Origin of the sequence: Acinetobacter sp. NRRL B-65365 (assembly GCF_001605865.1) — a bacterium.
GTDB lineage: Bacteria > Pseudomonadota > Gammaproteobacteria > Pseudomonadales > Moraxellaceae > Acinetobacter > Acinetobacter vivianii.
Genome location: NZ_LRPD01000044.1, coordinates 19,252 through 42,458 on the forward strand (window position 1 = coordinate 19,252; position 23,207 = coordinate 42,458).

Annotated in this window: 25 protein-coding genes; 7 read left to right on the forward strand and 18 right to left on the reverse strand. The window is 41.1% G+C overall.

Annotation, left to right across the window (positions count from 1 at the left end; translation table 11 throughout):
* Nucleotides 1–21: 21 nt before the first annotated feature.
* Nucleotides 22–1,542 carry an exopolyphosphatase gene (gene ppx, locus AWW72_RS14800; protein ID WP_062847853.1) on the reverse strand — a complete coding sequence of 507 codons (1,521 nt, stop codon included), beginning with the start codon at nucleotides 1,540–1,542 and terminating at the stop codon, nucleotides 22–24.
* Nucleotides 1,543–1,815: 273 nt separating this feature from the next.
* Between ppx and trxA the strand changes: the two genes are divergently transcribed.
* The 3 genes from trxA (at nucleotide 1,816) to AWW72_RS14815 (ending at nucleotide 4,377) form a co-directional block, all read left to right on the forward strand.
* Nucleotides 1,816–2,142: a thioredoxin gene (trxA, locus tag AWW72_RS14805; RefSeq protein WP_004774726.1), complete on the forward strand. Its 327-nt coding sequence runs from the start codon at nucleotides 1,816–1,818 to the stop codon at nucleotides 2,140–2,142.
* A 329-nt stretch (nucleotides 2,143–2,471) separates the two neighbouring features.
* Complete coding sequence (gene rho / locus AWW72_RS14810) at nucleotides 2,472–3,740, forward strand: transcription termination factor Rho (protein ID WP_004906752.1); 1,269 nt, start codon at nucleotides 2,472–2,474, stop codon at nucleotides 3,738–3,740.
* Nucleotides 3,741–4,128: 388 nt separating this feature from the next.
* The gene (locus AWW72_RS14815) at nucleotides 4,129–4,377 is read left to right on the forward strand and encodes a hypothetical protein (protein ID WP_062847854.1); all 249 of its coding nucleotides are present in this window, start codon (nucleotides 4,129–4,131) and stop codon (nucleotides 4,375–4,377) included.
* A 100-nt stretch (nucleotides 4,378–4,477) separates the two neighbouring features.
* Here the strand turns inward: AWW72_RS14815 and AWW72_RS14820 are convergent, their stop codons facing one another.
* The 3 genes from AWW72_RS14820 to pheS form a co-directional block, all read right to left on the reverse strand.
* Nucleotides 4,478–4,774 carry an integration host factor subunit alpha gene (locus tag AWW72_RS14820; protein ID WP_000126166.1) on the reverse strand — a complete coding sequence of 99 codons (297 nt, stop codon included), beginning with the start codon at nucleotides 4,772–4,774 and terminating at the stop codon, nucleotides 4,478–4,480.
* Nucleotides 4,771–7,152, reverse strand: coding sequence for a phenylalanine--tRNA ligase subunit beta (gene pheT / locus AWW72_RS14825; RefSeq protein ID WP_062847855.1), 2,382 nt, complete (start codon nucleotides 7,150–7,152; stop codon nucleotides 4,771–4,773). The genes AWW72_RS14820 and pheT overlap by 4 nt, the downstream gene beginning before the upstream one ends.
* 74 nt (nucleotides 7,153–7,226) lie before the next feature.
* A complete protein-coding gene (gene pheS / locus AWW72_RS14830; RefSeq protein WP_005255074.1) occupies nucleotides 7,227–8,207 on the reverse strand; it encodes a phenylalanine--tRNA ligase subunit alpha in 981 nt (326 codons plus the stop codon).
* Between the two features lie 230 nt (nucleotides 8,208–8,437).
* Between pheS and AWW72_RS14835 the strand changes: the two genes are divergently transcribed.
* The gene (locus AWW72_RS14835; RefSeq protein WP_062847856.1) at nucleotides 8,438–9,442 is read left to right on the forward strand and encodes a hypothetical protein; all 1,005 of its coding nucleotides are present in this window, start codon (nucleotides 8,438–8,440) and stop codon (nucleotides 9,440–9,442) included.
* A gap of 53 nt (nucleotides 9,443–9,495) precedes the next feature.
* Here the strand turns inward: AWW72_RS14835 and AWW72_RS14840 are convergent, their stop codons facing one another.
* Both AWW72_RS14840 and AWW72_RS14845 read right to left on the reverse strand, forming a co-directional pair.
* Nucleotides 9,496–9,693 (reverse strand): hypothetical protein, encoded by a 198-nt coding sequence (locus AWW72_RS14840; RefSeq protein WP_004774718.1) that lies wholly within the window; start codon nucleotides 9,691–9,693, stop codon nucleotides 9,496–9,498.
* A 105-nt stretch (nucleotides 9,694–9,798) separates the two neighbouring features.
* Complete coding sequence (locus AWW72_RS14845) at nucleotides 9,799–10,176, reverse strand: hypothetical protein (RefSeq protein ID WP_062847857.1); 378 nt, start codon at nucleotides 10,174–10,176, stop codon at nucleotides 9,799–9,801.
* 72 nt (nucleotides 10,177–10,248) lie between these two features.
* Between AWW72_RS14845 and AWW72_RS14850 the strand changes: the two genes are divergently transcribed.
* Nucleotides 10,249–11,376 carry a hypothetical protein gene (locus tag AWW72_RS14850; protein WP_062847858.1) on the forward strand — a complete coding sequence of 376 codons (1,128 nt, stop codon included), beginning with the start codon at nucleotides 10,249–10,251 and terminating at the stop codon, nucleotides 11,374–11,376.
* 61 nt (nucleotides 11,377–11,437) lie between these two features.
* Here the strand turns inward: AWW72_RS14850 and rplT are convergent, their stop codons facing one another.
* Both rplT and rpmI read right to left on the reverse strand, forming a co-directional pair.
* Nucleotides 11,438–11,797 (reverse strand): 50S ribosomal protein L20, encoded by a 360-nt coding sequence (rplT, locus tag AWW72_RS14855; RefSeq protein WP_004655655.1) that lies wholly within the window; start codon nucleotides 11,795–11,797, stop codon nucleotides 11,438–11,440.
* A gap of 11 nt (nucleotides 11,798–11,808) precedes the next feature.
* On the reverse strand, nucleotides 11,809–12,003 hold the full coding sequence (rpmI, locus tag AWW72_RS14860) for a 50S ribosomal protein L35 (RefSeq protein WP_004637967.1): 195 nt from the start codon (nucleotides 12,001–12,003) through the stop codon (nucleotides 11,809–11,811).
* 236 nt (nucleotides 12,004–12,239) lie between these two features.
* Between rpmI and AWW72_RS14865 the strand changes: the two genes are divergently transcribed.
* The gene (locus AWW72_RS14865) at nucleotides 12,240–13,493 is read left to right on the forward strand and encodes an MFS transporter (RefSeq protein ID WP_005255083.1); all 1,254 of its coding nucleotides are present in this window, start codon (nucleotides 12,240–12,242) and stop codon (nucleotides 13,491–13,493) included.
* Between the two features lie 35 nt (nucleotides 13,494–13,528).
* Here AWW72_RS14865 and AWW72_RS14870 read toward each other — a convergent pair whose 3' ends face one another.
* The 6 genes from AWW72_RS14870 to thrS all read right to left on the reverse strand — a co-directional run bounded on the left by AWW72_RS14870 (nucleotide 13,529) and on the right by thrS (nucleotide 18,725).
* Nucleotides 13,529–13,954 carry a YqaA family protein gene (locus AWW72_RS14870; RefSeq protein ID WP_062847859.1) on the reverse strand — a complete coding sequence of 142 codons (426 nt, stop codon included), beginning with the start codon at nucleotides 13,952–13,954 and terminating at the stop codon, nucleotides 13,529–13,531.
* Between the two features lie 63 nt (nucleotides 13,955–14,017).
* On the reverse strand, nucleotides 14,018–14,869 hold the full coding sequence (locus AWW72_RS14875; protein ID WP_062847860.1) for an arylamine N-acetyltransferase family protein: 852 nt from the start codon (nucleotides 14,867–14,869) through the stop codon (nucleotides 14,018–14,020).
* Between the two features lie 150 nt (nucleotides 14,870–15,019).
* A complete protein-coding gene (locus AWW72_RS14880; RefSeq protein WP_005255090.1) occupies nucleotides 15,020–15,640 on the reverse strand; it encodes a glutathione S-transferase N-terminal domain-containing protein in 621 nt (206 codons plus the stop codon).
* 126 nt (nucleotides 15,641–15,766) lie between these two features.
* Entirely contained in the window at nucleotides 15,767–16,087 is a 321-nt protein-coding gene (locus AWW72_RS14885) for a DUF7709 family protein (RefSeq protein ID WP_005255092.1), read from the reverse strand.
* Nucleotides 16,088–16,245: 158 nt separating this feature from the next.
* Nucleotides 16,246–16,797, reverse strand: a complete 552-nt coding sequence (gene infC, locus AWW72_RS19210; protein WP_079281829.1) for a translation initiation factor IF-3 — start codon at nucleotides 16,795–16,797, stop codon at nucleotides 16,246–16,248.
* Nucleotides 16,798–16,802: 5 nt separating this feature from the next.
* Nucleotides 16,803–18,725: a threonine--tRNA ligase gene (gene thrS, locus AWW72_RS14895; protein WP_004774698.1), complete on the reverse strand. Its 1,923-nt coding sequence runs from the start codon at nucleotides 18,723–18,725 to the stop codon at nucleotides 16,803–16,805.
* A 263-nt stretch (nucleotides 18,726–18,988) separates the two neighbouring features.
* On the opposite strand from thrS, the gene AWW72_RS14900 reads away from it, so the two are divergent.
* Nucleotides 18,989–20,632, forward strand: coding sequence for an acyl-CoA synthetase (locus tag AWW72_RS14900; protein ID WP_062847861.1), 1,644 nt, complete (start codon nucleotides 18,989–18,991; stop codon nucleotides 20,630–20,632).
* A 54-nt stretch (nucleotides 20,633–20,686) separates the two neighbouring features.
* On the opposite strand, the gene yjgA is transcribed toward AWW72_RS14900, so the two are convergent.
* From yjgA to panC, 4 genes are read right to left on the reverse strand one after another with little or no spacing between them, the layout of a single operon-like run.
* Complete coding sequence (yjgA, locus tag AWW72_RS14905; protein WP_004774694.1) at nucleotides 20,687–21,220, reverse strand: ribosome biogenesis factor YjgA; 534 nt, start codon at nucleotides 21,218–21,220, stop codon at nucleotides 20,687–20,689.
* Nucleotides 21,221–21,222: 2 nt separating this feature from the next.
* On the reverse strand, nucleotides 21,223–21,492 hold the full coding sequence (locus tag AWW72_RS14910; RefSeq protein WP_004774692.1) for an HPr family phosphocarrier protein: 270 nt from the start codon (nucleotides 21,490–21,492) through the stop codon (nucleotides 21,223–21,225).
* Nucleotides 21,489–22,340, reverse strand: a complete 852-nt coding sequence (gene rapZ / locus AWW72_RS14915) for an RNase adapter RapZ (protein WP_004774690.1) — start codon at nucleotides 22,338–22,340, stop codon at nucleotides 21,489–21,491. Before rapZ ends, AWW72_RS14910 begins: the two co-directional genes overlap by 4 nt.
* A gap of 20 nt (nucleotides 22,341–22,360) precedes the next feature.
* The gene (panC, locus tag AWW72_RS14920) at nucleotides 22,361–23,206 is read right to left on the reverse strand and encodes a pantoate--beta-alanine ligase (protein ID WP_062847862.1); all 846 of its coding nucleotides are present in this window, start codon (nucleotides 23,204–23,206) and stop codon (nucleotides 22,361–22,363) included.
* Nucleotide 23,207 lies beyond the last annotated feature (1 nt).

Here is a 23,207-nt window from a genome sequence, read left to right on the forward strand (position 1 = left end):
GAATGATCCATAATAATATGGTTAATCAACAAATTTGTCTGACTGAATATTTAACTCAATGTCCCAATGCTTAAACTGCAATTGTTCATCATGCAGGTCAGCAACTAATAAAGGCCATTGTTTAGCATCGCCAGATACGCTTAGTTGCCATTGTTGATCATTTACAACACTGAGTTCAATGGCAGGAAGCATCTGATCACTACGACTATGGTTCAGCAAAACAGCCAGACGAAGCAATAAACAAAGATAAAGTAAATGGCTACCACCGACCTTTAAAACGTCATTTTTTGCATCTGCACGCAACTTGCGACGGTGATGTGAAACCAGATGAGACAAATGGTTTTGATCAATTTGTGAGAAACCAGGAATATCCGAATGCTGCAATAAATACGCGCCATGACGATGATAACCAGCATGACTAATCGCTAGACCAATTTCATGTAAATAAGCTGAACGACGCAGTAAGTCACTGTCTTCAGTGGTTAAATTCAGACTTTCAGCCACTCCGTCAAACAATTGCTGAGCAGTGCTGACCACACGTTCTGCCTGTTTCGGATCCGCATTGTAGCGACCCATTAAGGCTTGCACACTACGGTCACGAATATCTTCATGCTTGAAACGTCCAAGCAGGTCATACATGACGCCTTCACGTAACGCACCATCAGAATATGCCAATTTATCGATATCTAAAACTTCAAAAATGGCAAATAAAATCGCAACGCCAGCTGGCAAAACTGCTCGACGGTCTTCACGTAGACCTTCAAAATCAATTTCAGAGATATGTTTAAATTTAAGTAAACGATCTTTTAACTTATATAAGCCATCACGGGTCAGATTTTCCTGTTCATCACTTAAGCCAAGATTAACCGCAATCTGACGACAGGCTTTGATGGTTCCACTTGAACCGACAACGGTATCCCAACCCACTGATTTATAGGTATTGGCAATACCTGACATTTCTTTACGGGCTGCTACTACAGCTTTATCAAATGCTTTGCTGGTAATCTCGCCATCAGAGAAAAAAGTTTTGCTATAAGCCACACAACCCATCTGTAAAGATTCGGTATGCAACGGCTCAAATTCTTCACCAATAATAAATTCTGTTGATCCACCACCAATATCAACGACTAAACGACGACCTCCATTGGCCATGGTATGGGAAACACCCAAGTAAATCAGGCGTGCTTCTTCACGACCTGCAATAATTTCAATCGGTTTTGGTAAAATTTCCGCAGCTTTTTGAATAAACTCGTGACCATTTTTCGCTTGTCTTAATGCGTTGGTCGCCACAATTCTTAAACGATTCGGTTGCACCGAACTTAAACGTCCCACAAAACGGGCTAAACAAGCCAGTCCGCGCTGTTGTGCTGCTTCTGTTAAATTCTTATTTTCATCAAGCCCAGCTGCTAACTGTACTTTTTCTGACATTGAAGCGACTTTCTTAACCTCACCGTGATCAACACGTGCAATTGCAAGATGGAAACTGTTCGATCCCATATCAATCGCAGCAAGTAACTCTTCATCAATCAGAAAATCAGACATTATTCATATAAACCCATGCTCAATTCACGCATTAGAGTAATTCACATGCTTACAATTTTAAAGTCATTTTAATCAATAAAAGTTACCTATTTCTGCTTTTAATGCATAAATCATTGTAGAAGTCGATGATCAACATCGTGAGCATCCATTAGACTTTTCATTTTCAAACTTGAATAATCGGAACAAACCCTTACATTGAGTAAAGTAGCAATGTAATATTCATCGTGATGATGAACTAATTCGCACTTTATTTCTTAAATTTGGAGCAACCTTATGTCTGCGACTATTGTTAATACAACTGATGAAAACTTCCAAGCAGATGTTTTAGATGCTGAAACGCCTGTACTTGTTGACTTCTGGGCTGGCTGGTGTGCACCATGTAAAGCAATCGCACCTGTACTTGAAGAACTTTCAAACGAATACGCAGGTAAAGTTAAAATCGTTAAAGTTGACGTTACTTCATGCGAAGACACTGCTGTGAAATACAACATCCGTAATATTCCAGCATTATTGATGTTTAAAGATGGTGAAGTTGTTGCTCAACAAGTTGGTGCAGCGCCACGTTCAAAACTTGCAGCATTTATTGACCAAAACATCTAATACGACTGTTGAATTGTCAGTGCTAGAAATACGCTATTAAATGAATAGTGTATTTCTAGTTAAAAATTGACAAATCCCCTGATTTCATCTATATTTCTGGATCAAGAAGCTTTGAATGGAATCTACTTCATTGCGCTTCTTACAAGACACAAAACATAAGATCGCCGCTCGGCAATAAACAATTGTTTTCACATTTCTCTCTGAAACAATGAACCAGACTACTGAATTGTGGTTGTGTAAATACAATTACATCAGCATGTATGTATGCGGTCGATTTTTATTCTTTCCCTAACGTAGTCCTCCACTTATTCCATTCTGTCTGACCACTTATGAACTTAACTGAACTCAAGAAAAAACCCATTGGCGAACTCATTAAAATTGCGGAGTTTATGGGCCTTGAAGGCATGGCACGTAACCGTAAACAAGATATTATTTTTGCCATTTTAAAGCGCCATGCCATGAATGGCGAAGAAATCTTTGGTGATGGTGTTCTCGAAATTCTTTCTGATGGTTTTGGCTTCCTACGCTCTGCGGCTGGTTCATATTTAGCTGGACCAGATGACATCTATGTCAGTCCATCACAGATTCGCCGTTTTAACTTACGTACGGGTGACACCATTACAGGTACAATTCGTCCACCTAAAGAAGGTGAGCGTTATTTTGCCCTATTAAAAGTTAACCAAATTAACTACGACACCCCAGAAAACTCACGTAATAAAATTTTATTTGAAAACTTAACCCCACTCTTCCCGACAGAACAGCTAGTTATGGAACTCGGGAATGGTACAACTGAAGATTTAACAGCACGTGTTGTTGATCTTGTTGCACCGATTGGTAAAGGTCAACGTTCAATCATTGTTGCACCGCCGAAAGCGGGTAAAACAATGTTATTGCAAAATATCGCGCAATCCATTGTCCGCAACAACCCAGAAGTATTCCTGATCGTCCTTCTTATTGACGAACGTCCGGAAGAAGTAACCGAGATGGAACGTACTGTTCGTGGTGAAGTTGTTGCATCAACATTCGATGAAGCACCTGCCCGCCATGTTCAAGTGGCTGAAATGGTCATTGAAAAGGCTAAACGTCTTGTTGAGCACAAAAAAGATGTCGTGATTCTTCTGGATTCGATTACCCGTCTTGCGCGTGCTTACAACACTGTCATTCCTTCATCAGGTAAAGTATTGACAGGTGGTGTGGATGCGCATGCTTTAGAACGTCCAAAACGTTTCTTCGGTGCAGCACGTAATATTGAAGAAGGTGGCTCACTCACCATTATCTCAACTGCTTTGATTGAAACAGGCAGTAAGATGGATGACGTGATCTACGAGGAATTCAAAGGTACAGGTAACCAAGAGATTACTCTTGATCGTCGTATCGCCGAGAAACGTGTATTCCCAGCAATGAATATCAAGAAATCGGGTACTCGCCGCGAAGAACGCCTCATGAGCGAAGAAAATCTACGTAAAGTCTGGATTCTTCGTAAGCTTCTTCATCCAATGGATGAGCTTGCAGCAATGGAGTTCTTATTAGATCGTATGAAAGAAACCAAGACCAACGATGATTTCTTTGATCAAATGAAAAGAAAAGCATCGACCTAAAGTCAGATAAAAAAGCTACCTTAATGGTAGCTTTTTTTATTTGGTTGACATACTTACATAATATTTACATTTTTTTAAAAAAGTTACCAAAAACACTATTTCATTGATTTATTTATATATTTATAAAATAACTCATTTAATTTCCGCAACTTACCGATTTAGATTTTATAATCTATAGTTATTTTCTATCAAAAAACAGCCGAATTTTGCCCATTTTTGTCGTTTTGTTGGACAGAACAGTAGTAATTCACGAATTGCTTTGATACGATAGCGTCAGACCAGTTAGGCTGCTCCCTGCGTTGTTACCTAAAGCGTTTAGGAATAATAAAAGCACAAACAGACTAACTTAAGGTTTTTTTTAATCTCACAATTTTATGAGAGTGATGCCATGTTATTCAAAAAATTCGCTGTTGTTGCTGCTATTGCTACTACTTTAGCTTTCGTTGGTTGCTCTAAGAAAGAAGCTCCAGCTGCTGACGCTAACGCTGCTGCTTCTGAAGCTGTAGCTGCTGCTTCTGAAGCGACTGTTGCTGCTTCTGAAGCTACTACTGCTGCTGTTGAAGCTACTGCTGCTTCTGAAGCTGCTCCAGTTGCTGCTGCTTCTGAAGTTGCTGCTCCAGCTTCTGCTGCACAATAATCTAGTTTTTAGATTATCGAAAAAAGAGAACCTTACGGTTCTCTTTTTTTATGCCTTAAATATTTAGAGTTCAATCAAAATAAAATATAAAAAAAGCAGATCAATCGATCTGCTCATTTCCAACACGCTGTCTAAATTTCTGACCCGCTCGGAACGTTACCACGCGACGGGCAGAAATCGGAATTTCTTCACCAGTCTTAGGATTACGTCCCGGACGTTCACGTTTGTCACGCAACTCAAAATTACCGAACCCAGAAAGTTTGACTTGCTCACCCGCAATCAGTGCTTGGCTGATTTCGTCAAAAAACAACTCGACCATTTGTTTTGCTTCGCGGCGATTTAAGCTAGTAAGCTCACTTAAATGGTCCGCCATATCTGCTTTTGTTAATGCTGTCATGAGGCCCTCAATGTCGCTTGGTAAGTGTCTTCCAACACTTGAATAATGTTATCCATACCAGATTTAATTTCAGCATCTTCAAGCGTACGAGTTGGATGTTGCCATAACACTGCAAAAGCGAGAGAGCGTTTGCCTTGTTCAACTCCTTGCCCCGTATACACATCGAACAACCATGTCGAGTCGAGTAACTCTCCACCAGTTTGCTCAATTAACCGCTGAATATCTCTTACCTCAATATTATCAGAGATTAAAAGCGCAATATCACGTCTAACTGATGGAAAACGTGATAATTCTGTAAAATTAGATACATAAGATTGCAAAACAGCCTGCTGATCCAGCTCTGCAACCCAAGTTATGCCCAAATCTAGTTCATTTTCCAAAGATGGATGTAAACGACCGAGATAACCGATCGATTGTCCATCTACCAAAATTTCCGCAGATTGACCTGGATGTAACCATGCACGTTCAGTACGGACAAATTCAACCCCAATACGACCTGCTGCCAGAATCTCTTCAACCTCACCTTTAAAGTCAAAGAAATCCATAGCCTGAGGTTTTGCATGCCAAGATTCAGGTGTACGTGAACCCACAGCAATCAACGCCAGCGTTGGGATTTGCTTAAGGTCATGAATACTTTGTGCATTCTGATAATCAAAACGTAAACCGAGTTCAAAGAAACGTACACGTTGCTGTTGACGGTTTAAGTTGTACTGTATACAAGGAATCAAGCTTGATAACAAGGTACTACGCATCGCAGCCAAGTCACTTGAAATTGGATTCGCCAACATCAATGGCTGTACTGCTGGATTCAACTGCTTTTCAAGTTTTGCATCAGCAAAGCTAAAGCTGATGGCTTCTTGATAACCTAATGTTGCAATCGTTTGACGTAATTGTGCAACCTCAAAGCGGTCTTGATATTTTTCTAATTTCACATCAATTTTTGGCAAACTGATTTGAATATTGTCATAACCGTCGATACGTACAACTTCTTCAATCAAATCTTGATAAATCGCCATATCATAACGATGCGAAGGAGGAACAACACTCCACTCGCCTTCAGCGATTGCGGTAACCATACAACCAAGGCGTGTTAATGCATCAGCAATAAAATCACTCGCTACTTGATATCCAAGTAACTGATCAACTTGCGCCTGTTTCAATACAATCGCTTCACGTTTTGGCAATAAAGTCGTTTGTTCAGCCACTGTGATTGGGCCAAACTCACCACCAGCAAATGCTTGAATCAATTCAGAAGCACGATGCATTGCGATCATTGGCAATTCAAAATCGACGCCACGTTCATAACGTTGAGATGAATCCGTATGCAAGCCAAAACGGCGCGCACGACCAGCAATGGCTAAAGGCGCAAAGAATGCACTTTCAAGGAAAATATCTTGCGTATCATCGGTGACAGATGATGCCAAACCACCCATGATACCTGCGATGGCTAATGCTTTTTGATCATCAGCAATGACCATCATGTCATCTTGCAGCTCAACTTCCTGATCATTAAGCAACACTAATTTTTCTTTAGGTTGCGCTTGACGAACGTGAATTGAACCTTCGATTTTCGCCAAATCAAAAGCATGCATCGGTTGGCCAAGCTCAAGTAATACGTAGTTAGTAATATCAACCAGAATGCTATGCGTACGGATACCTGAACGTGCTAATGCTTGCTCCATCCAGTCTGGTGTTGCTGCTTTAACATTTACATTTTTAACAATACGACCCAAGTAACGTGGCGTACCTTCAGTCGTGATGGTCACTGCTTTTTCATCAGCGATGGTTGCAGGAACAGACTGAATCTCAGGCTCATTCATCGTTAACCGATTGATCACTGCAATTTCACGTGCAATACCACGGATACTAAAACAGTCACCGCGGTTTGGGGTAATACTGATATCAATCACGTTGTCATCAAGTTTTAAATATTCACGGATATTGATCCCAACTGGCGCATCAGCGGGTAATTCCAATAAACCGTCAATCTTGTCTTCTAAATCAATTTCAGAAGCACCGCATAACATGCCATGTGATTCAACACCACGCAGTTTGCCTTTTTTAATTTTAAAGTCACCAGGTAATACCGCACCCACTGTTGCAACAGGCGCTTTCATACCCACACGTACATTTGGTGCACCACAAACGATTTGTAATGGCTCACCCGAACCAATATTCACCGTGGTCACACGTAAACGATCCGCATCTGGATGCTGTTCAACGGTGAGTACTTCACCCACAACCACACCTGTAAATGGTTTTGCCACAGGCGCCAAATCATCAACTTCCAAACCGAGCATGGTTAATTGATCAGACAATGTATCGCTATCAATGGCTGGGTTCACCCACGTGCGTAACCAATTTTCACTAATTTTCATTTTGTTAAAAACCTATAAATCTACTTTTGATCCCCTCTCCTTTTAGGAGAGGTTAGGGAGAGGTCCAAATCTGTTTAGGCAAACTGGCGTAAGAAACGCACATCATTTTGATAGAACATACGCAAATCATTGATGCCATAACGCAACATTGCAAAACGCTCTACCCCTAAACCAAAAGCAAAGCCTTTGTATTTATCAGGATCAATACCTGCAGCACGAAGTACATTTGGATGCACCATGCCACAACCTAAAACCTCTAACCAACGACCACGTTCATCCATGATATCCACTTCGGCACTTGGCTCTGTGAATGGGAAGTAAGACGGACGGAAACGTACTTTCAAATCTTTTTCAAAGAATTCATTGAGCAAGTTAATCAATAACCCTTTTAACTCGGCAAAGCTGGTGTTCTCCGCCACATATAAACCTTCGATCTGATGGAACATCGGTGAATGCGTTTGATCCGAGTCACAACGATAAACACGACCTGGGCACACAATACGAATTGGTGGCTGGCTGGTTTCCATAGTACGGATTTGAACACCCGAAGTATGCGTACGCAATAAGTGTGTCGCATCAAAATAGAAGGTATCGTGCATGGCACGCGCTGGGTGATGTCCCGGAATATTTAAGGCTTCGAAGTTGTGATAGTCATCTTCAACCTCAGGACCATGCGCAACCTGAAAACCCGCCTTGGTAAAAAATTGGCAAATACGTTCTTGTACTTGAGTAACAGGATGAATACTTCCCATGCGCTGACCGCGACCTGGCAAAGTAATATCAATGGTTTCACTTGCCAGTTTCTTCGCAAGTTCAGCTTGTTGTAATGACTGTTGACGCTCGGTCAAAGCTGCATTGATTGCTTCACGAACAGCATGGATGGCAGCACCTTGTACTTTTCGTTCTTCAGGATCCATTTTTCCAAGTGCTTTCGACTGCTCTGCAAGCTGGCTTTTTTTCCCTGTAAATTGCACACGTACTTGATCGAGTGCAGCAAGGTCTTGAGCCGCTGCAATGGCAGCAAGCGCTTCAGTGGTCAGGGCTTCCAGTGACATAGTAACTCTCAAAGCAACAAAATATAGAAATATAAGAAAACGCTATAGTTTATCAGCTTTTTACCCATTTTATGAAGCGAAACCAAGCTTTAAATCATCTAGTTTTTCTGCATAAACTTGGGAGTAAAACAATAGAAGAATGAAAGAGATCCATTAATTTTTTGAAAAAAATGATCAATAATTGAATAAAATGGATAAGATACCGATATCGTCAATGAGAAATAACAACGATGGCGCTTGATCAAATCTGGAAACAGCAGCTTACCCTTGTCACCTATGGCAATGAATACCTTGCGGGAAATCTTAATTTTAGTCGCTGGATCGAACATCCAGTTTTTGATCAGAATCGTCTGATCTTCAGAGATTTACTTTCTCAGCATCTACTGGCTCAACATTTCCAGATTTGGCTTGAAGGTTTAAAAAAACAAGGCGTAAAAAAACTGAGCCTGCATTTATCCAACGTACTCAATGATGAGCAGAATCCGAATGCCAATGTTGAGCTGCTTCCCTTTGCACATTTTATCGTAAGCCATCAAGCCAACAAAAAAACGGCTTGGATCTGTGGACACGAGCTTGCCGAATGGGACAATAGCGATAGTGAATTTCAAGCGCCCGTTTCTCAGCAATCGGTTCTACGTCAAGAAGATCTTTGGCGTTACGAATTAAATGATAAATTTGCCAAGAAAATCGATGCCGATCTAAAAAAAGTGAATTGGAATGAAGTTGCTATTTTTCTGGAAAGAGAACTGTTTGACAGCAAATATGCGGACAACTTTATAGAACCTGAACAGCAGGATTTTCCTTTCTACGGTTATGAAATCGATCCTGACGACCTTTCAAATCGGCAACTGGCTTTAATCCCAACCGACTATCCAGCTGACTGTGCACACCGCTTATTACATCGCACCCAAGCATTAGTGAATCATTTAGAACAGCAAAAGAAGCACCCTTACACTGCGACCGGCGAATTGCTCAGTCCTGAAGAGCAAATTAACCTGCGTAACTTTTTGCAAAAAGCAGATGACCTATTTGCCAAGCTGATCGTGAAAACCGCCAATCATTACCAAACGGCGCAACTAACGGCAGAGGAACCAGAAATCATTGATCGAACCATGGAAATTCCACAACAACGTAACCCAACCCAACAGCACCACAAAGTTGGCGCTTCAGGTGTGATTAAATTAATTCTCCTCACCATTATCATCTGTGTTTGTGCGTATTATTTTGGTTTATAACAACGGGCTAAATAAAAAAACCTAGATCACTTCATCTAGGTTTTTTGTTTAATTTAAAAAGTAGGTCTGATTTTGATAATGATTTTATGACCGCCATCATGCTGATTGACAATGTGATGGATATTTTCAATTTCACCCTCCACTTCCGCATCGGGGCCATAAAAGATCCGAATGGTTTCGCCCTTTCTTGGCAAGATACTTAATTCTGTTTCAATCGCGCCTTGTTCTAAACCTTCTACACTCACTCGCATATTTTTATCCCAATCTTGTTTTCTTTACTGTAAAAAGATTCAGGGAGAAAAGTCTATTGCAACATGTTTCGGTTATGTAATCTCCAATTAAATCAAAAGATTGGTTTATTCATCATAATCCAGTTTATCTTCATCCACATTGATAAAATCTGGTTCAGGCGTTTGTTCAAATTGCACAGCAAGAATATCGCCATGTCCCAATAAACTTGCTTTGGCAACACGATGCATACCATCCATCACCCGACCTTCAGCACACAAAATAATGGGATAACTCAGATCAGCAGCTTCAACCAATTGAAAATGTTCAATGATTTGCTGTGTCGTCGGAGATTGATTTGGGAACCAATAAGCTTCGTTGAGTTCTCGAATATCAGCAAGTGCCACTTTCTTAATCACAAAAGTTTTGGTTAGCTCAACCAGATGATGTACATCCCAGATGTGAGTATTTTGACCCACTTGTCTAAAGTGATATTGTCTGCGCACGTTTTAATCCATAGATAATTTCAGCTATGATTATCAACTTAACTTCTCATCAATAATAGTATTTATAAAACCATGACCGAGAATTACTGGAAGTTTATATTAGGTTTACAACATAATGCTCAGCGCTATTTTGACCATAAAATTGCTGAATATAAGATCGAACATAAATGGTGCGATATAACTCATGACCTATTTCTGGTACGTGATTTAGAAACCAATGAATTACTCTATGATTCCATTTCACACTTAATTGCCGATCTCAGAGATCAACAAATTCAACGTTGCCAGCTCATTCCCTCAGACCTACTCTTTCCTGAGTTTACCCAGCATTTTAAACAATTTGTTTTTGATACAAGCAATTATCCTGTAGCCGTCTTCTTGGGAAGAGATCAAAATTTTGCTTTAGTTAAAGTACATGCAGAAAAAGTAAAGAAGTTCTCGACGTCTACAGATCCTCGTGAATTTCATGGTTTTGCATCCTCTCAAAGCTATAATAAATATCTATTGTTTACTCTCATCAGATTAGATCAAAAACAACTCCAGATTGTTGATGCGTTCAACAAAAATCTGAATTGGAAAAACTTACATGAGGATTTTCAAAGTAGATTTTTAGATAGCCCATTTAATTTTAAACAAGATAAAAGTCTACTATTAACCAATAACTTATTTTTAAAAAATGAAATAAGCGATTATCCTCTTCTTGATGAACCGAGTCCTGAATTCAATCTGGCATTTTCTTGGATAAATAGACTCTGTAATTTACAAGAGCAAATCAAAACTGAAGTCGCAATGACACTAGATTCTAGATCACCTTATTCAAGTATCATTGACCAAGAATTTTCAGCAATAAGCCTTTTCCAAGAGGACCTAAACAACGCATTAATCAACCTAGTTTCACATAGTGCAAATAGCTATGAGAAAGCATATGTGAATGAAGATTTTTCCTATATTCCACCACACGCACTACAACATACATCCCAGATTAATAGTGAAACGAATAATGAACTAAACAGTGATAGCTCTACAGAAGAAAAACCAACATCTGTTACGGCCTCGACACTTTATCTTATCTTCTTTTTAGCGGTTGTCATTGGGCTACTCTACGGGGTGTTCTGGTTGGTTAACCATTATGAATTTGCCAAATTTATGGTGATAACCGCTGGCGTTATTATTTTCTTGATGATGTGGTCTAAAAAGTAAAAGTGAATGTTCTAAAAATAAAAAAGACCGCTAAAAAGCGGCCTTCTTTGAATCTCTAAGCTTATGCAGCTAATGCGCCTTTAGCTTTTTCAGCTAAAGCAGCAAATGCAATTGCATCATGCATAGCGATGTCAGCTAATACGCGACGGTCGATGATCACTTGAGCTTTTTTCAAGCCATCGATCATACGGCTGTATGATAAACCGTTTTGACGAGCACCAGCATTGATACGCGCAATCCATAAAGCACGGAATTGACGTTTCTTTTGACGGCGGTCACGGTATGCGTATTGACCAGCTTTGATTACCGCTTGGAACGCTACGCGATAAACGCGTGAACGAGCACCATAGTAACCTTTAGCGCGAGCAAGAATTTTTTTGTGACGACGATGAGCCACTACACCACGTTTTACACGAGCCATTTATAATCTCCTTAGATGTATGGGCACATAGCACGAACTGATGCAACGTCACTTACGTGAACCATTACACAACCGCGCAATTGACGGATACGCTTAGCAGATTTTTTGGTCAAAATGTGGCGCTTGAATGCTTGTTTGCGCTTGAAACCGTTTGCAGTCGCTTTAAAGCGTTTAGCTGCACCACGGCGAGTTTTTAACTTAGCCATAGTAACCTCTTTTGGGCACCTGTTCGGCACGTTTGCACTATTGCAAATCGACCTGCAGGTAAGGAAGGCAGTATGATATAGCATCTATCGCTAAAACAAAAGCAAAATGCTCATTTTTTGATAGAAATAGACGTGTTTTCCCCAAACGTTATTTTCCATAATTAATTCTCAAATTATGAGAAACATACACAAAATCAGCGCCTATAATAGAGTCAAATTCTTAAATACCCATCCATATGAATATACAGAATGATGCTTTTGCTGCCTTGCGGTATCGGGATTTCTCTATCGTGACCGTTAATCAGTTCTGCTTAACACTGGCAATCCTGATTCAGGAAATTATCGTTGCCTATTCACTGTATCAAATTACCCGTGATCCACTCACACTCGGCTTTATTGGACTGGCAGAGGCGATACCTTTTATTACCTTGTCTTTGTGGGGTGGCTATTTTGCAGATAAGCTGAATAAACAAAGCATCATGAAAGTCTGTTTATTCTTTTCTATTCCATTACCTTTAGTGCTTTGGGGGTTATTCCATTTACATGGTTTAGAAAAAATTGGCATAACAACACTCTCTTGGGGCATTTATGCAGTCATTTTTGCCTTAGGTACGATTCGAGGCTTTTACAATCCTTCCGCAACATCGCTCAAGCCTTTTTTGATTCCACGTGAACTGTATGCCAATGGCGCAACATGGACCACGATTGGCTGGCAAAGTGGTGTCATCATTGGCCCCATGCTCGGTGGTTTTATGCTGGCGTTTTTGGGGCGTGAAACCAGTCTCTTTGCAGTATCTGCATTACTGGCCGTTTGCTTCGTTTTGATTAACTGTCTAGAGAAGCGAACTTTTCCGAAAATGGAAACCGAAAATGTACTGCAAAGCTTAACCGATGGCTTCCGCTTTATCTGGAAAACCAAGATTGTGTTATGGGCGATTTCACTCGATCTGGTTTCTGTACTGTTTGGTGGTGTAATTGCACTATTGCCGATTTTTGCAGAGGAAATCTTAAAAGTCGGTCCCGAAGGCTTAGGCTATCTACGTGCTGCCCCTTCAATCGGTGCACTGATCACTATGATTGTCCTAACCAAGTTCCCACCAATGCATCATGCTTGGCGTAATATGCTGTTGGCTGTGGCAGGTTTTGGTATTTTCACTATTCTGTTCGCCTTCTCAAACCATATGTGGCTTTCTCTGTTTGCCCTCGCAATGACAGGTGCCTGTGACAGTGTTTCGGTTGTCGTCCGTCAAACTGTGCTGCAAATTTTCCCACCTGAAAATATGCGTGGCCGAGTGGCTGCGGTAAATGGAATGTTCGTGTCTTCAAGTAATGAATTGGGCGCATTTGAATCAGGTCTGGCAGCCAAATATCTCGGTACCATCACAGCCACCATTTTCGGAGGTTGTATGACCCTTGCCGTAGTGAGTTATTGCTGGTTTAAAACCAGTGACTTATTCAAGGTCGATATTACCAAAGGTTCAGATCAATAGATCTGAGAGGAAGGACAAATCCTTCCTCTTTATTTTTAAAAGATACCGAGATATAAAGCATATAAGGTTAAATAACGCCCACCTTTGGCGATTGTGACAATCACTAAAAATCGCCAAAAGTTCTCCTTCATCAAGCCTGCAATCAGGGTAATCGGATCACCAATCACGGGTGTCCAACTCAATAGCAGTGAATAAAAGCCATATTTATGATAAATCTGCTGGGCTTGTTGTAAGCGTTGCTCAGTAACAGGAAACCATTTTTTATCTTTAAAATGTTCAATTTTTAGGCCGAGCCACCAGTTCACACAGGAACCCAAAACATTACCAATCGTCGCAACCAAAATTAGATAAAAAGGATTGGATAAACCCTGTACCAGCAAGGTCATTAATACCGCTTCAGATTGTAAAGGTAATAACGTCGCTGCGCCAAAAGCCGAGAGAAATAATAAAAAATAAGACATCAATTTAAAGGGATCACTCAATATCGATCAAAGTATATCAACCTACAGCAATATAACTTGAAATTATTGAGTCCGTGCCAGTTTTTCCCAAGCAGCCTGTAATTGCTCATCACGGATATTCATTTGAAAAACGGTCTTAATGGTGCGTTCAAACTCATCAAAATTGGTTAACTCTTTTTTATTAGATCCACCTTTGCCATGCGTTCTTAAGACCCTGTCTTTTAATGTAATCCGCATTTGGGTATTGGCAGTAGATAACATTAAGTGCTGGGTAAATAAAGATTCCGAAGAAGTCGAAATAAACCAGTTTGCGACCTGTGCATCGGCATGTGCAATCTGTTGCTCTGGATCAATGGCATAGACATTTATCCATTCATTATGGATACAGACCTGCAACATATATTTCATTCCTGTAAGCACCTCACCACTTAAACCACTTTGTGCGACTTCCACAAACCTAAAGGATTCTAATGAGGTGGTTTGAGCCTCACCAATGCGATTCATCGACAAGATACTCGTCGGTGTCATACCACCAAAACCAGGATCATATAAAAAGAGTTGCTGATCAATACGAACCAGTGTCACTAAATGACTCATTACAGGGGTGGTTACAGGTGTACCCTGATAATACACCCGTCCCAGCACATTATAAGCATCGTACCCCAGTTCAGTTAACGCAATTCTGGTTAAGGTACTATGCTCTAAACAATACCCCCCTTGATCATTTCTTAATAACTTTTGAGCAAGTTGACCAGACGCCAATGAGACCTCTTCCCCCAAGTAAGAAGAAAAATTGCCAAAAGGAATCGCTTGCACATGAAGGCTTAATAAGGTTTTTAGATGAGCCAAAGTTGGTGAAAAAGCCTCATTAAAACCGATTTTTTCTAAATACTGTGCCGAGATTGCAGGAGTCATCATCTGTTATATATTTTAAACTTACTTGGGATAAGGATTACTCTAAGTCAAGAATAAAACAGATACAACAATTCTTATATGACGTAAAAATGCAGCTTCCCAAGAATTCTCAAAATAGAAAGTTCTTGGGAGTAAAAAGTTATTTAGGCCTTATCCCACCTTGATCGACAAGGCTTTCTGTATCGCAGGACGGGCCGTGAGACGTTCAATATAATCTTTTACGTATGGGTAATCTTCAAGCTGGATGCCCTGCCATTCATAACGCAATGCCCACGGTAAGATCGCCATATCTGCTATTGAATATTCGCCTGCCACAAACTTCTGGCCAATCAACTGTTTGTTTAAGACACCATAGAGACGTTTGGTTTCATTGACATAACGATCAATCGCGTAAGGAATGCGTTCGGCAGCAAATTTATTGAAATGATGGTTTTGTCCCAACATTGGCCCGAAACCACCCATTTGCCACATCAACCACTGCTCAACCTCAACCCGTTCCTGCTCATCAGTTGGGTAAAACAGTCCCGTTTTTCTGCCTAAATATTGCAGGATCGCACCCGACTCAAACACTGAAATCGGTTCACCTCTTGGCCCATTCTGATCAACAATTGCAGGAATTTTATTATTAGGAGAAATTCTCAGAAAGTCAGGCTGGAACTGGTCATTTTCAAGAATATTGATAGGGAAAATTTGATACTCAAGTTGCATTTCTTCTAAAGCAATTGTTATTTTATGTCCATTGGGTGTGCCCCAGTAGTATAAGTCAATCATTTATGTTGTCCTGTTGATCGTTATCTTGACTGTTGTTGCGTTATAGCACACTTCGCCTATATTGATCAGCAAATAGGCATAAAAAGATACAATAGCACCATGTTTTTAAACTAAATATCGGGAAAATTATTTGTGTTTTTGCTGAAATTCTCTGGCTTTCTCACCGACAAATTTACGCCCAGCATTTGTGCCATTAATCCACTCTTCTACAGAGAATAAATCAAACATGCCCACCTTAAATAACGTTGGGACAGCTAAGGCTAATTCTTCTTCAACAGCCCCACGCACTCCAGCATTATAAAGATTAATATTGTGTAGCATGGTCGCAACGGTACCTGTTTGTACACGACTGCCATCTTTCAGTTTAACTTGTGGTAGAACTTCTCCTTCTTGCACAACTTTTTGATTAATTTCAGAGAGTTCTTGAGTACCTTTAATTGTAGACATGAATTTTTCCAGTTTTTAAATCGTGTAATTATCAAGCAATCTTATCATAGCCTGTTTTTATTCTTAGACATTAGATTTAGCACATTTTTAACAAACCATTGCCTGATTTAGACATAAAAAAGCACCGCCTGTTGCGGTGCTTTTTTATCAAGAAAAAATTACTTTTTCTTTTTCGGACCAAGTAACATGCCCATCTGACGGCCTTCCATCTTCGGAGCTTGTTCAACAACACCAAACTCAGCAACGTCAGCTTCAATTTTTTGTAATTGAGCAAGACCAAGCTGTTGATGTGCCATCTCACGACCACGGAAACGCAAGGTAATTTTCACTTTATTCCCTTCTTCAAGGAAACGTAAAATTGCACGCAATTTTACCTGATAATCACCTACATCCGTCGCAGGACGTAACTTGATTTCTTTCACTTGCACTTGATGCTGTTTTTTCTTCGCATCTTTTTGCTTTTGTTTCAAGTCAAATAAGTGCTTGTTGTAGTCCATGATTTTACAAACAGGCGGTTCTGCATTAGCAACAATCTCAACAAGGTCAAGATTGGCTTCTTCTGCAGCACGTAATGCTTCATTTAATGAAACAACACCTTTTTGCTCCCCATCTGCAGCGACGAGGCGTACTTCTTTCGCACGGATCTCATCGTTGATTGCAGGACGGTTACTTTTAGCACCTTGTTGTTGGTTACGGTCAGGCTGTTTAATCTTTATTACTCCACAATGTACCGGCCACGTTCGGCAACGGCAGATTTCACTAAGTCAATAAATGCATCTACTGACATAGTACCTAAATTTTTTCCTGAGCGAGTACGCACATTAACTGTACCTTCTTCAACTTCTCGATCACCGAGAACTAGAAGGTAAGGAATACGCTCTAGGGTACGCTCACGAATCTTAAATCCGATTTTTTCATTTCTCAAGTCAGAAATAGCACGAAGGCCATTTTCTTTGAGTTTTGCGACCACTTGTTCACTTGCTTCTGCTTGTGAATCAGTAATGTTCATGACGCACGCTTGAATTGGTGTAAGCCAAGGTGGCATGAAACCCGCATAGTGTTCAATTAGTATACCAATAAAACGCTCAAAACTGCCAAGAATTGCACGATGAAGCATAACAGGTTGGTCACGTTCATTGTCTTCTGTAACATAAGAAGCATCTAAACGGATTGGCAAGTTGAAGTCACATTGAATCGTACCGCACTGCCAGATACGGCCTAAACAGTCTTTCAATGAAAATTCAATTTTCGGACCATAGAAGGCACCTTCACCAGGTTGCAAGTCCCATGCCAAGCCAGCATCATCAAGCGCATCTGCCAAAGATTTTTCAGCCAGATCCCAAAGTGCATCATCACCCACACGTTTTTCTGGACGTGTAGAGAGCTTCATTTGTACGTCTTCGAAACCAAAGTCTTTATAAACGTCTAAAGTCAGCTTAATGAAATCTGCAACTTCTTTACCAATTTGTTCTTTGGTACAGAAAATATGTGCGTCATCTTGAGTAAAGCCACGAACACGCATAATACCGTGTAAAGAACCTGATGGCTCGTTACGGTGACAAGAACCAAACTCAGCTAAACGGATTGGTAAGTCACGGTAAGATTTCAAACCTTGGTTAAAGACCTGTACGTGACATGGGCAGTTCATCGGCTTCACTGCATAGTTACGACTTTCAGAATGGGTCGTAAACATGTTTTCAGCATAGTTTGCCGCATGACCAGACTTTTCCCAAAGCGTAAAGTCTACGATTTGTGGTGTCTTGATTTCCTGATAACCATTCTCTTGCTGAACTTTACGCATGTATTGTTCAAGCACTTGATAAATCGTCCAGCCGTTCGGATGCCAGAACACCATACCTGGTGCTTCTTCTTGCATGTGGAACAAGTCTAGCGCTTTACCAATTTTACGGTGATCACGCTTTTCAGCTTCTTCAATACGTTTGATATAAGCCGCTAACTGTTTTTTGTCAGCCCAAGCTGTACCATAAATACGTTGTAATTGTTCATTTTTTGCATCACCACGCCAGTATGCACCAGAGATTTTAGTGAGCTTGAATGATTTTAAGAATTTAGTATTAGGTACGTGTGGACCGCGACACATATCTAAATAATCTTGATGGTAGTACAAGCCCATTTGTGTTTCATTCGGCATGTCTGCAATCAAGCGTAACTTGTATTCTTCGCCACGTGCTGTGAATTCTGCAATCACATCTTCACGAGGTGTCATCTTTTTGATGACATCATAATCCTGATCGATGAGCTTTTTCATGCGCTCTTCGATCGCAGCCATATCGTCCAGCGTAAACGGACGTGGCATCCAGATGTCGTAGTAGAAACCTTCTTCGATCACAGGACCGATCACCATTTTCGCTTCCGGGAACAATTGCTTAACCGCATGTCCTACCAAGTGCGCACATGAGTGACGAATGATTTCTAAACCTTCTTCATCTTTCGGGGTAATAATCTGAACTGTCGCATCTTCTGTGATTAAATCACAAGCATCCACCAAGCGATCATTGATACGGCCAGCAACTGTATTTTTTGCAAGACCCGGACCAATGCTTTGAGCAAGTTCCATCACGGAAATTGGCTGATCAAACTGTTTCTGATCACCATTTGGTAAAGTAATGATTGGCATATAAAAAATCCTTAAGGAGTGATGCCCTATACGAAGGAGCATATCACCGCGAGATTATGTATTGAGGCGAGGCCTCAAAAGATAAAAAACGGCGGATAAAAAAGTATCCAAGATTTTACACGGGTTTAGCTGTGGATGAAACCTCTGAACCAGAAAAACCCGATATCTCTTACGATTCACCTCCGACTAAAGCCTAAATGATTTAGACTCGACGACAGAATAGTTTAGTAATGAATGAAAAGAACAGAAATGGAGCAATACACATGGTGAGTGCATACGACGAATTACCAAGAACACCCGCAAATTTTGTTGCCTTGTCCCCGCTACGTTATTTAGAGCGTGCCGCTTATATTTACCCCCATCAAGCCGCAATTATCCATGGCGAACGTCAAATCACATGGCAACAAACCTATCAACGCTGCCGTCAGTTCGCTCATCAACTGACAAACCTGGGTATTCAAAAAAACGATACCGTTTCAGTATTACTTCCTAATATTCCAGCCATGATCGAAGCACATTTTGCAGTCCCGATGGCAGGTGCGGTACTCAACACCTTAAATACGCGTCTCGATGCCAAAACCATTGCTTTTATGCTGGAACATGCTGAATCCAAAGTGCTACTGGTTGATCCCGAATTCCGTGAGGTCGCAGTAGAAGCACTCAAACTAGTACCTCAAGAGATCGTGGTCATTGACGTATTTGATTCCGAGTTTGAAGGTGAACAGATTGCCATTGGGCAATATGAATATGAGTCATGGATTGCTCAAGGCCATCCTGAGTTTGAATGGTTACTCCCACAAGATGAATGGGATGCGATTAGTCTTAACTATACTTCTGGTACGACCGGCAATCCTAAAGGCGTGATCTATCACCACCGTGGTGCTTATCTCAATGCAGCCAGTAATATTCTGGCATGCGGAATGAAACCACGGGCGGTTTATCTCTGGACACTTCCTCTATTCCATTGCAATGGCTGGTGTTTTGCATGGTCTATTGCGGCCAGTGGCGGTACCAATATTTGCTTGCGTCGCGTCGATCCTAAACTGGTTTTTAAATATATTGCAGAATATAAGGTTGATTACTTCTGTGGCGCACCGATTGTGTTATCTATGTTGATTAATGCCCCAACGGAACAGCGAACTTCATTTGATCATCATGTCGAAGTGATGGTTGCGGGTGCTGCCCCACCAGTTGCGATTATTGAAGGTATGCATCATATCGGCATCAATGTAAATCACGTTTATGGCCTGACTGAAACCTATGGTCCCTCTGCCCTATGTGCCTCACAAGCAGGCTGGAGTGATTTATCCATTCAGGAACAAGCACAACTGCATTCACGGCAAGGCGTACCTTATCCCTTACAGGACAGTATGCGGGTACTTGATCCAGAAACCATGCAACCTGTACCCAATGATGGACAAACCATGGGCGAGATCATGTTCCGTGGCAACATTGTCATGAAAGGTTATTTAAAAAATCCCGAAGCGACTCAGGAAGCATTTAAAGGTGGCTGGTTCCATACAGGCGATTTGGCGGTCAGCCATCCCGACGGCTATGCCAAGATTACAGATCGTTCAAAAGATATTATTATTTCAGGAGGCGAAAATATTTCATCCTTAGAAGTTGAAGATGTGCTGTATCGTCATCCTGCTGTACTGACTGCCGCGGTTGTGGCGAAACCAGATCAACGCTGGCAAGAAGTTCCTTGTGCATTTATTGAACTTAAACAAGGAGCAACTGCCTCACCAGAAGAGATCATTGCGCATTGTCAGCAAGAACTAGCGCGTTTTAAAGTCCCCAAAGATGTGGTGATCGCAGAGATTCCAAAAACCTCGACAGGAAAATTACAGAAATTTATTTTAAGAGAATGGGCAAAACAAAGAGCAAACGGCGAGTTCGGAAATTAATACAAGAGATAAAAAAGAAGTTTCCTCGGAAACTTCTTTTTTTATTTTTAAGCCTTACTGCTCAGATAACAGTGCGACCTGCTGAACATAATTGACGAACTTACGTTTCGAAGCTTCCAGCTCTTCCTCACTCACTTGCTGCTTCATATCACGATGAATACGCAATACATGCTGACGCAAAGTATGGCGTTCAGAAGCGTTAAATACTTTACTAAACTCATTAATGATTGGGTCGCCTTGATCAATCATACGATCCACCCAACGCATCAACTGCATTTGTTTTTTAGCGCCTTGTTGCGGCGTTAGATAAGATAAAATCGTGCTCTCATCTTCATTACGCAATAACTTACCAACGCGTTGGAACTGACGACGACGCGCTTCAAATGAGCTAATTCTCTGCACTTCTAGCAAAGCATCAATTAAGCGCTCATCGACAGGAAGTTTTTGAATCTGCTTTGGATTGAGTTGAGCTAACTGCTCACCCAAAGCGGCCATGCGCTGGACTGCTTTTTTTTGCTCAGTTCGACTCGCACGCCCTTCTAATGACTCAAAATCTTCATCTGTATAACGTTGGGGACCACGTGCCACTATTACTCTGCCTCGTAAAATTTTGCTGCGAACAGCGTTTGAATTTCTTCCAGTGCCTTTTCTTCATCAGCACCATCAATCACCAGTCTTAATGTAGTGCCTTTACCTGCACCCAACATCAACAATGACATAATATTTTTTGCATCAACTAACTTATCGCCCTTACCAATCTGGATAGAAGAACGAAATTTTGTCGTCACTTCAATCAGTTTACCAGATGCGCGAGCGTGTAAGCCGAGTTTATTAATTACATCAATTGTTGTGTCTATCATGACCAGTGCTTCATTTCTCTATGTAAGATTTGGACAGCCCATTTTGCCTCAAGGGCCTGTTTGAGTCTATCCACGATATAAACCGAACGATGCTGCCCGCCCGTACATCCCACAGAAATGGTCATGTAATGGCGATGTCCTTCGGCAAAAGCAGGTAACCACTTATTTAGAAAGCCATAAATATCTTCAAACATTTCATTGGTTTGTTGACTGCCTTCCAAAAAGCGGCGCACAGGTTCATCTAAACCTGAAAAACGACGCAATTCTAAGTCCCAATGTGGATTTGGTAAATGCCGTACGTCAAATACATAATCCGCATCGAGTGGAATACCGTGCTTATAGCCAAAAGACTGTAAAATTACAATTAAGTTATCCGACTGTCCCAGTTTAGACAATAGGATATGTTTTAAATCATGGACACTTTTATCCGTGGTATCAATATGCACTGTGGAACGGAACTGGATCGGGATGAGCAGTTGTTTCTCTTCCTGAATACATTGCAACAGGCTATTGAAGCGACTGGCCAACGGATGTGGACGACGTGATGCACTAAAACGTGCAATCAAATCCTGATCCTGCGTGGTCAGATAAATAATATCAACCGAACCATGTCGTTGTAATTGCTCAAACACATGATCAAACTCTTGCATATCAGCACGGGTACTACGGATGTCTACACCCAGTGCCAACTGTTCAAGATTATTCTCGTGATCCAGTTTTGCCACAATTTCAGGCAATAATGCCAAAGGTAAGTTATCTATACAATAATAGCCCAAGTCTTCAAGCACTTGTAATGCAGATGATTTGCCTGAGCCTGATTGTCCTGTCACGATAAGAATACGCTTCATGGCATTTTGCCCTTCATTTTTTATGTTTTAAAATCAATTTGTAGGTTATCAATCAAACGGGTTGCACCCAGTTTTGCAGCAACAAAAAGAACAAGATTCTGATCAAATTGCGCAATCGGTTGCAGGTTGGTCTGACGAGCTTCCACATAATCCACAACAAAACCAGCTTGTGTCAATTGAGCAGAGATATTTGCTAACACTTGGTTAAGCGCCTGCCCTTCATGCAACTGCTGTTCAGCCTGTTTGAGCGATTGATAAATAGTTGGTGCAATTGCCCGTTGCTCTTCGGTTAAATAACCATTACGAGAACTTAACGCCAAACCATCTTCAGCCCGTACAATCGGCACGCCAATCACTTCGAGTGGCATATTCAAGTCTTGGACTAACTGGCGAATCACTGCCAATTGCTGGTAGTCCTTTTGACCAAAGAATGCGAAATCAGGCTGTACAATATTGAACAGCTTGGTCACTACAACTGCGACACCGTCGAAATGACCCGGACGTGATTTTCCACATAGGTCATCGGTAATCTCGCCCACACTGATATTGGTCAGACGTGGCTGAGTGCCATACATTTGCTCAACCGTTGGCGCAAAAATAATGTCGCAATCCGCATCTGCCAATAAACGGCTATCTTGTTCCAGCGTACGTGGATAACTTTCGAAATCTTCGCCAGCACCAAACTGGATGGGATTCACGAAAATACTCACCACCACCACATCACAGATTTTTTTGGCAGCACGCACCAAAGTCAAATGACCTTCATGCAGATTGCCCATGGTCGGTACAAAACCAATCAGTTTTTTTGAACTACGTGCAGGAGAAAGTGACGCAGTTAAGCCTTGTATCGTTGTTTCAGTTTTCATG

Bases quoted from the DNA above. Each gene is read 5' to 3' on its own strand.
- ppx (WP_062847853.1), bottom strand. From the start codon at position 1,542: ATGTCTGATTTTCTGATTGATGAAGAGTTACTTGCTGCGATTGATATG.
- trxA (WP_004774726.1), top strand. From the start codon at position 1,816: ATGTCTGCGACTATTGTTAATACAACTGATGAAAACTTCCAAGCAGAT.
- rho (WP_004906752.1), top strand. From the start codon at position 2,472: ATGAACTTAACTGAACTCAAGAAAAAACCCATTGGCGAACTCATTAAA.
- AWW72_RS14815 (WP_062847854.1), top strand. From the start codon at position 4,129: ATGTTATTCAAAAAATTCGCTGTTGTTGCTGCTATTGCTACTACTTTA.
- AWW72_RS14820 (WP_000126166.1), bottom strand. From the start codon at position 4,774: ATGACAGCATTAACAAAAGCAGATATGGCGGACCATTTAAGTGAGCTT.
- pheT (WP_062847855.1), bottom strand. From the start codon at position 7,152: ATGAAAATTAGTGAAAATTGGTTACGCACGTGGGTGAACCCAGCCATT.
- pheS (WP_005255074.1), bottom strand. From the start codon at position 8,207: ATGTCACTGGAAGCCCTGACCACTGAAGCGCTTGCTGCCATTGCAGCG.
- AWW72_RS14835 (WP_062847856.1), top strand. From the start codon at position 8,438: ATGGCGCTTGATCAAATCTGGAAACAGCAGCTTACCCTTGTCACCTAT.
- AWW72_RS14840 (WP_004774718.1), bottom strand. From the start codon at position 9,693: ATGCGAGTGAGTGTAGAAGGTTTAGAACAAGGCGCGATTGAAACAGAA.
- AWW72_RS14850 (WP_062847858.1), top strand. From the start codon at position 10,249: ATGACCGAGAATTACTGGAAGTTTATATTAGGTTTACAACATAATGCT.
- rplT (WP_004655655.1), bottom strand. From the start codon at position 11,797: ATGGCTCGTGTAAAACGTGGTGTAGTGGCTCATCGTCGTCACAAAAAA.
- rpmI (WP_004637967.1), bottom strand. From the start codon at position 12,003: ATGGCTAAGTTAAAAACTCGCCGTGGTGCAGCTAAACGCTTTAAAGCG.
- AWW72_RS14865 (WP_005255083.1), top strand. From the start codon at position 12,240: ATGAATATACAGAATGATGCTTTTGCTGCCTTGCGGTATCGGGATTTC.
- AWW72_RS14870 (WP_062847859.1), bottom strand. From the start codon at position 13,954: ATGTCTTATTTTTTATTATTTCTCTCGGCTTTTGGCGCAGCGACGTTA.
- AWW72_RS14875 (WP_062847860.1), bottom strand. From the start codon at position 14,869: ATGACTCCTGCAATCTCGGCACAGTATTTAGAAAAAATCGGTTTTAAT.
- AWW72_RS14880 (WP_005255090.1), bottom strand. From the start codon at position 15,640: ATGATTGACTTATACTACTGGGGCACACCCAATGGACATAAAATAACA.
- AWW72_RS14885 (WP_005255092.1), bottom strand. From the start codon at position 16,087: ATGTCTACAATTAAAGGTACTCAAGAACTCTCTGAAATTAATCAAAAA.
- thrS (WP_004774698.1), bottom strand. From the start codon at position 18,725: ATGCCAATCATTACTTTACCAAATGGTGATCAGAAACAGTTTGATCAG.
- AWW72_RS14900 (WP_062847861.1), top strand. From the start codon at position 18,989: ATGGTGAGTGCATACGACGAATTACCAAGAACACCCGCAAATTTTGTT.
- AWW72_RS14910 (WP_004774692.1), bottom strand. From the start codon at position 21,492: ATGATAGACACAACAATTGATGTAATTAATAAACTCGGCTTACACGCT.
- rapZ (WP_004774690.1), bottom strand. From the start codon at position 22,340: ATGAAGCGTATTCTTATCGTGACAGGACAATCAGGCTCAGGCAAATCA.
- panC (WP_062847862.1), bottom strand. From the start codon at position 23,206: ATGAAAACTGAAACAACGATACAAGGCTTAACTGCGTCACTTTCTCCT.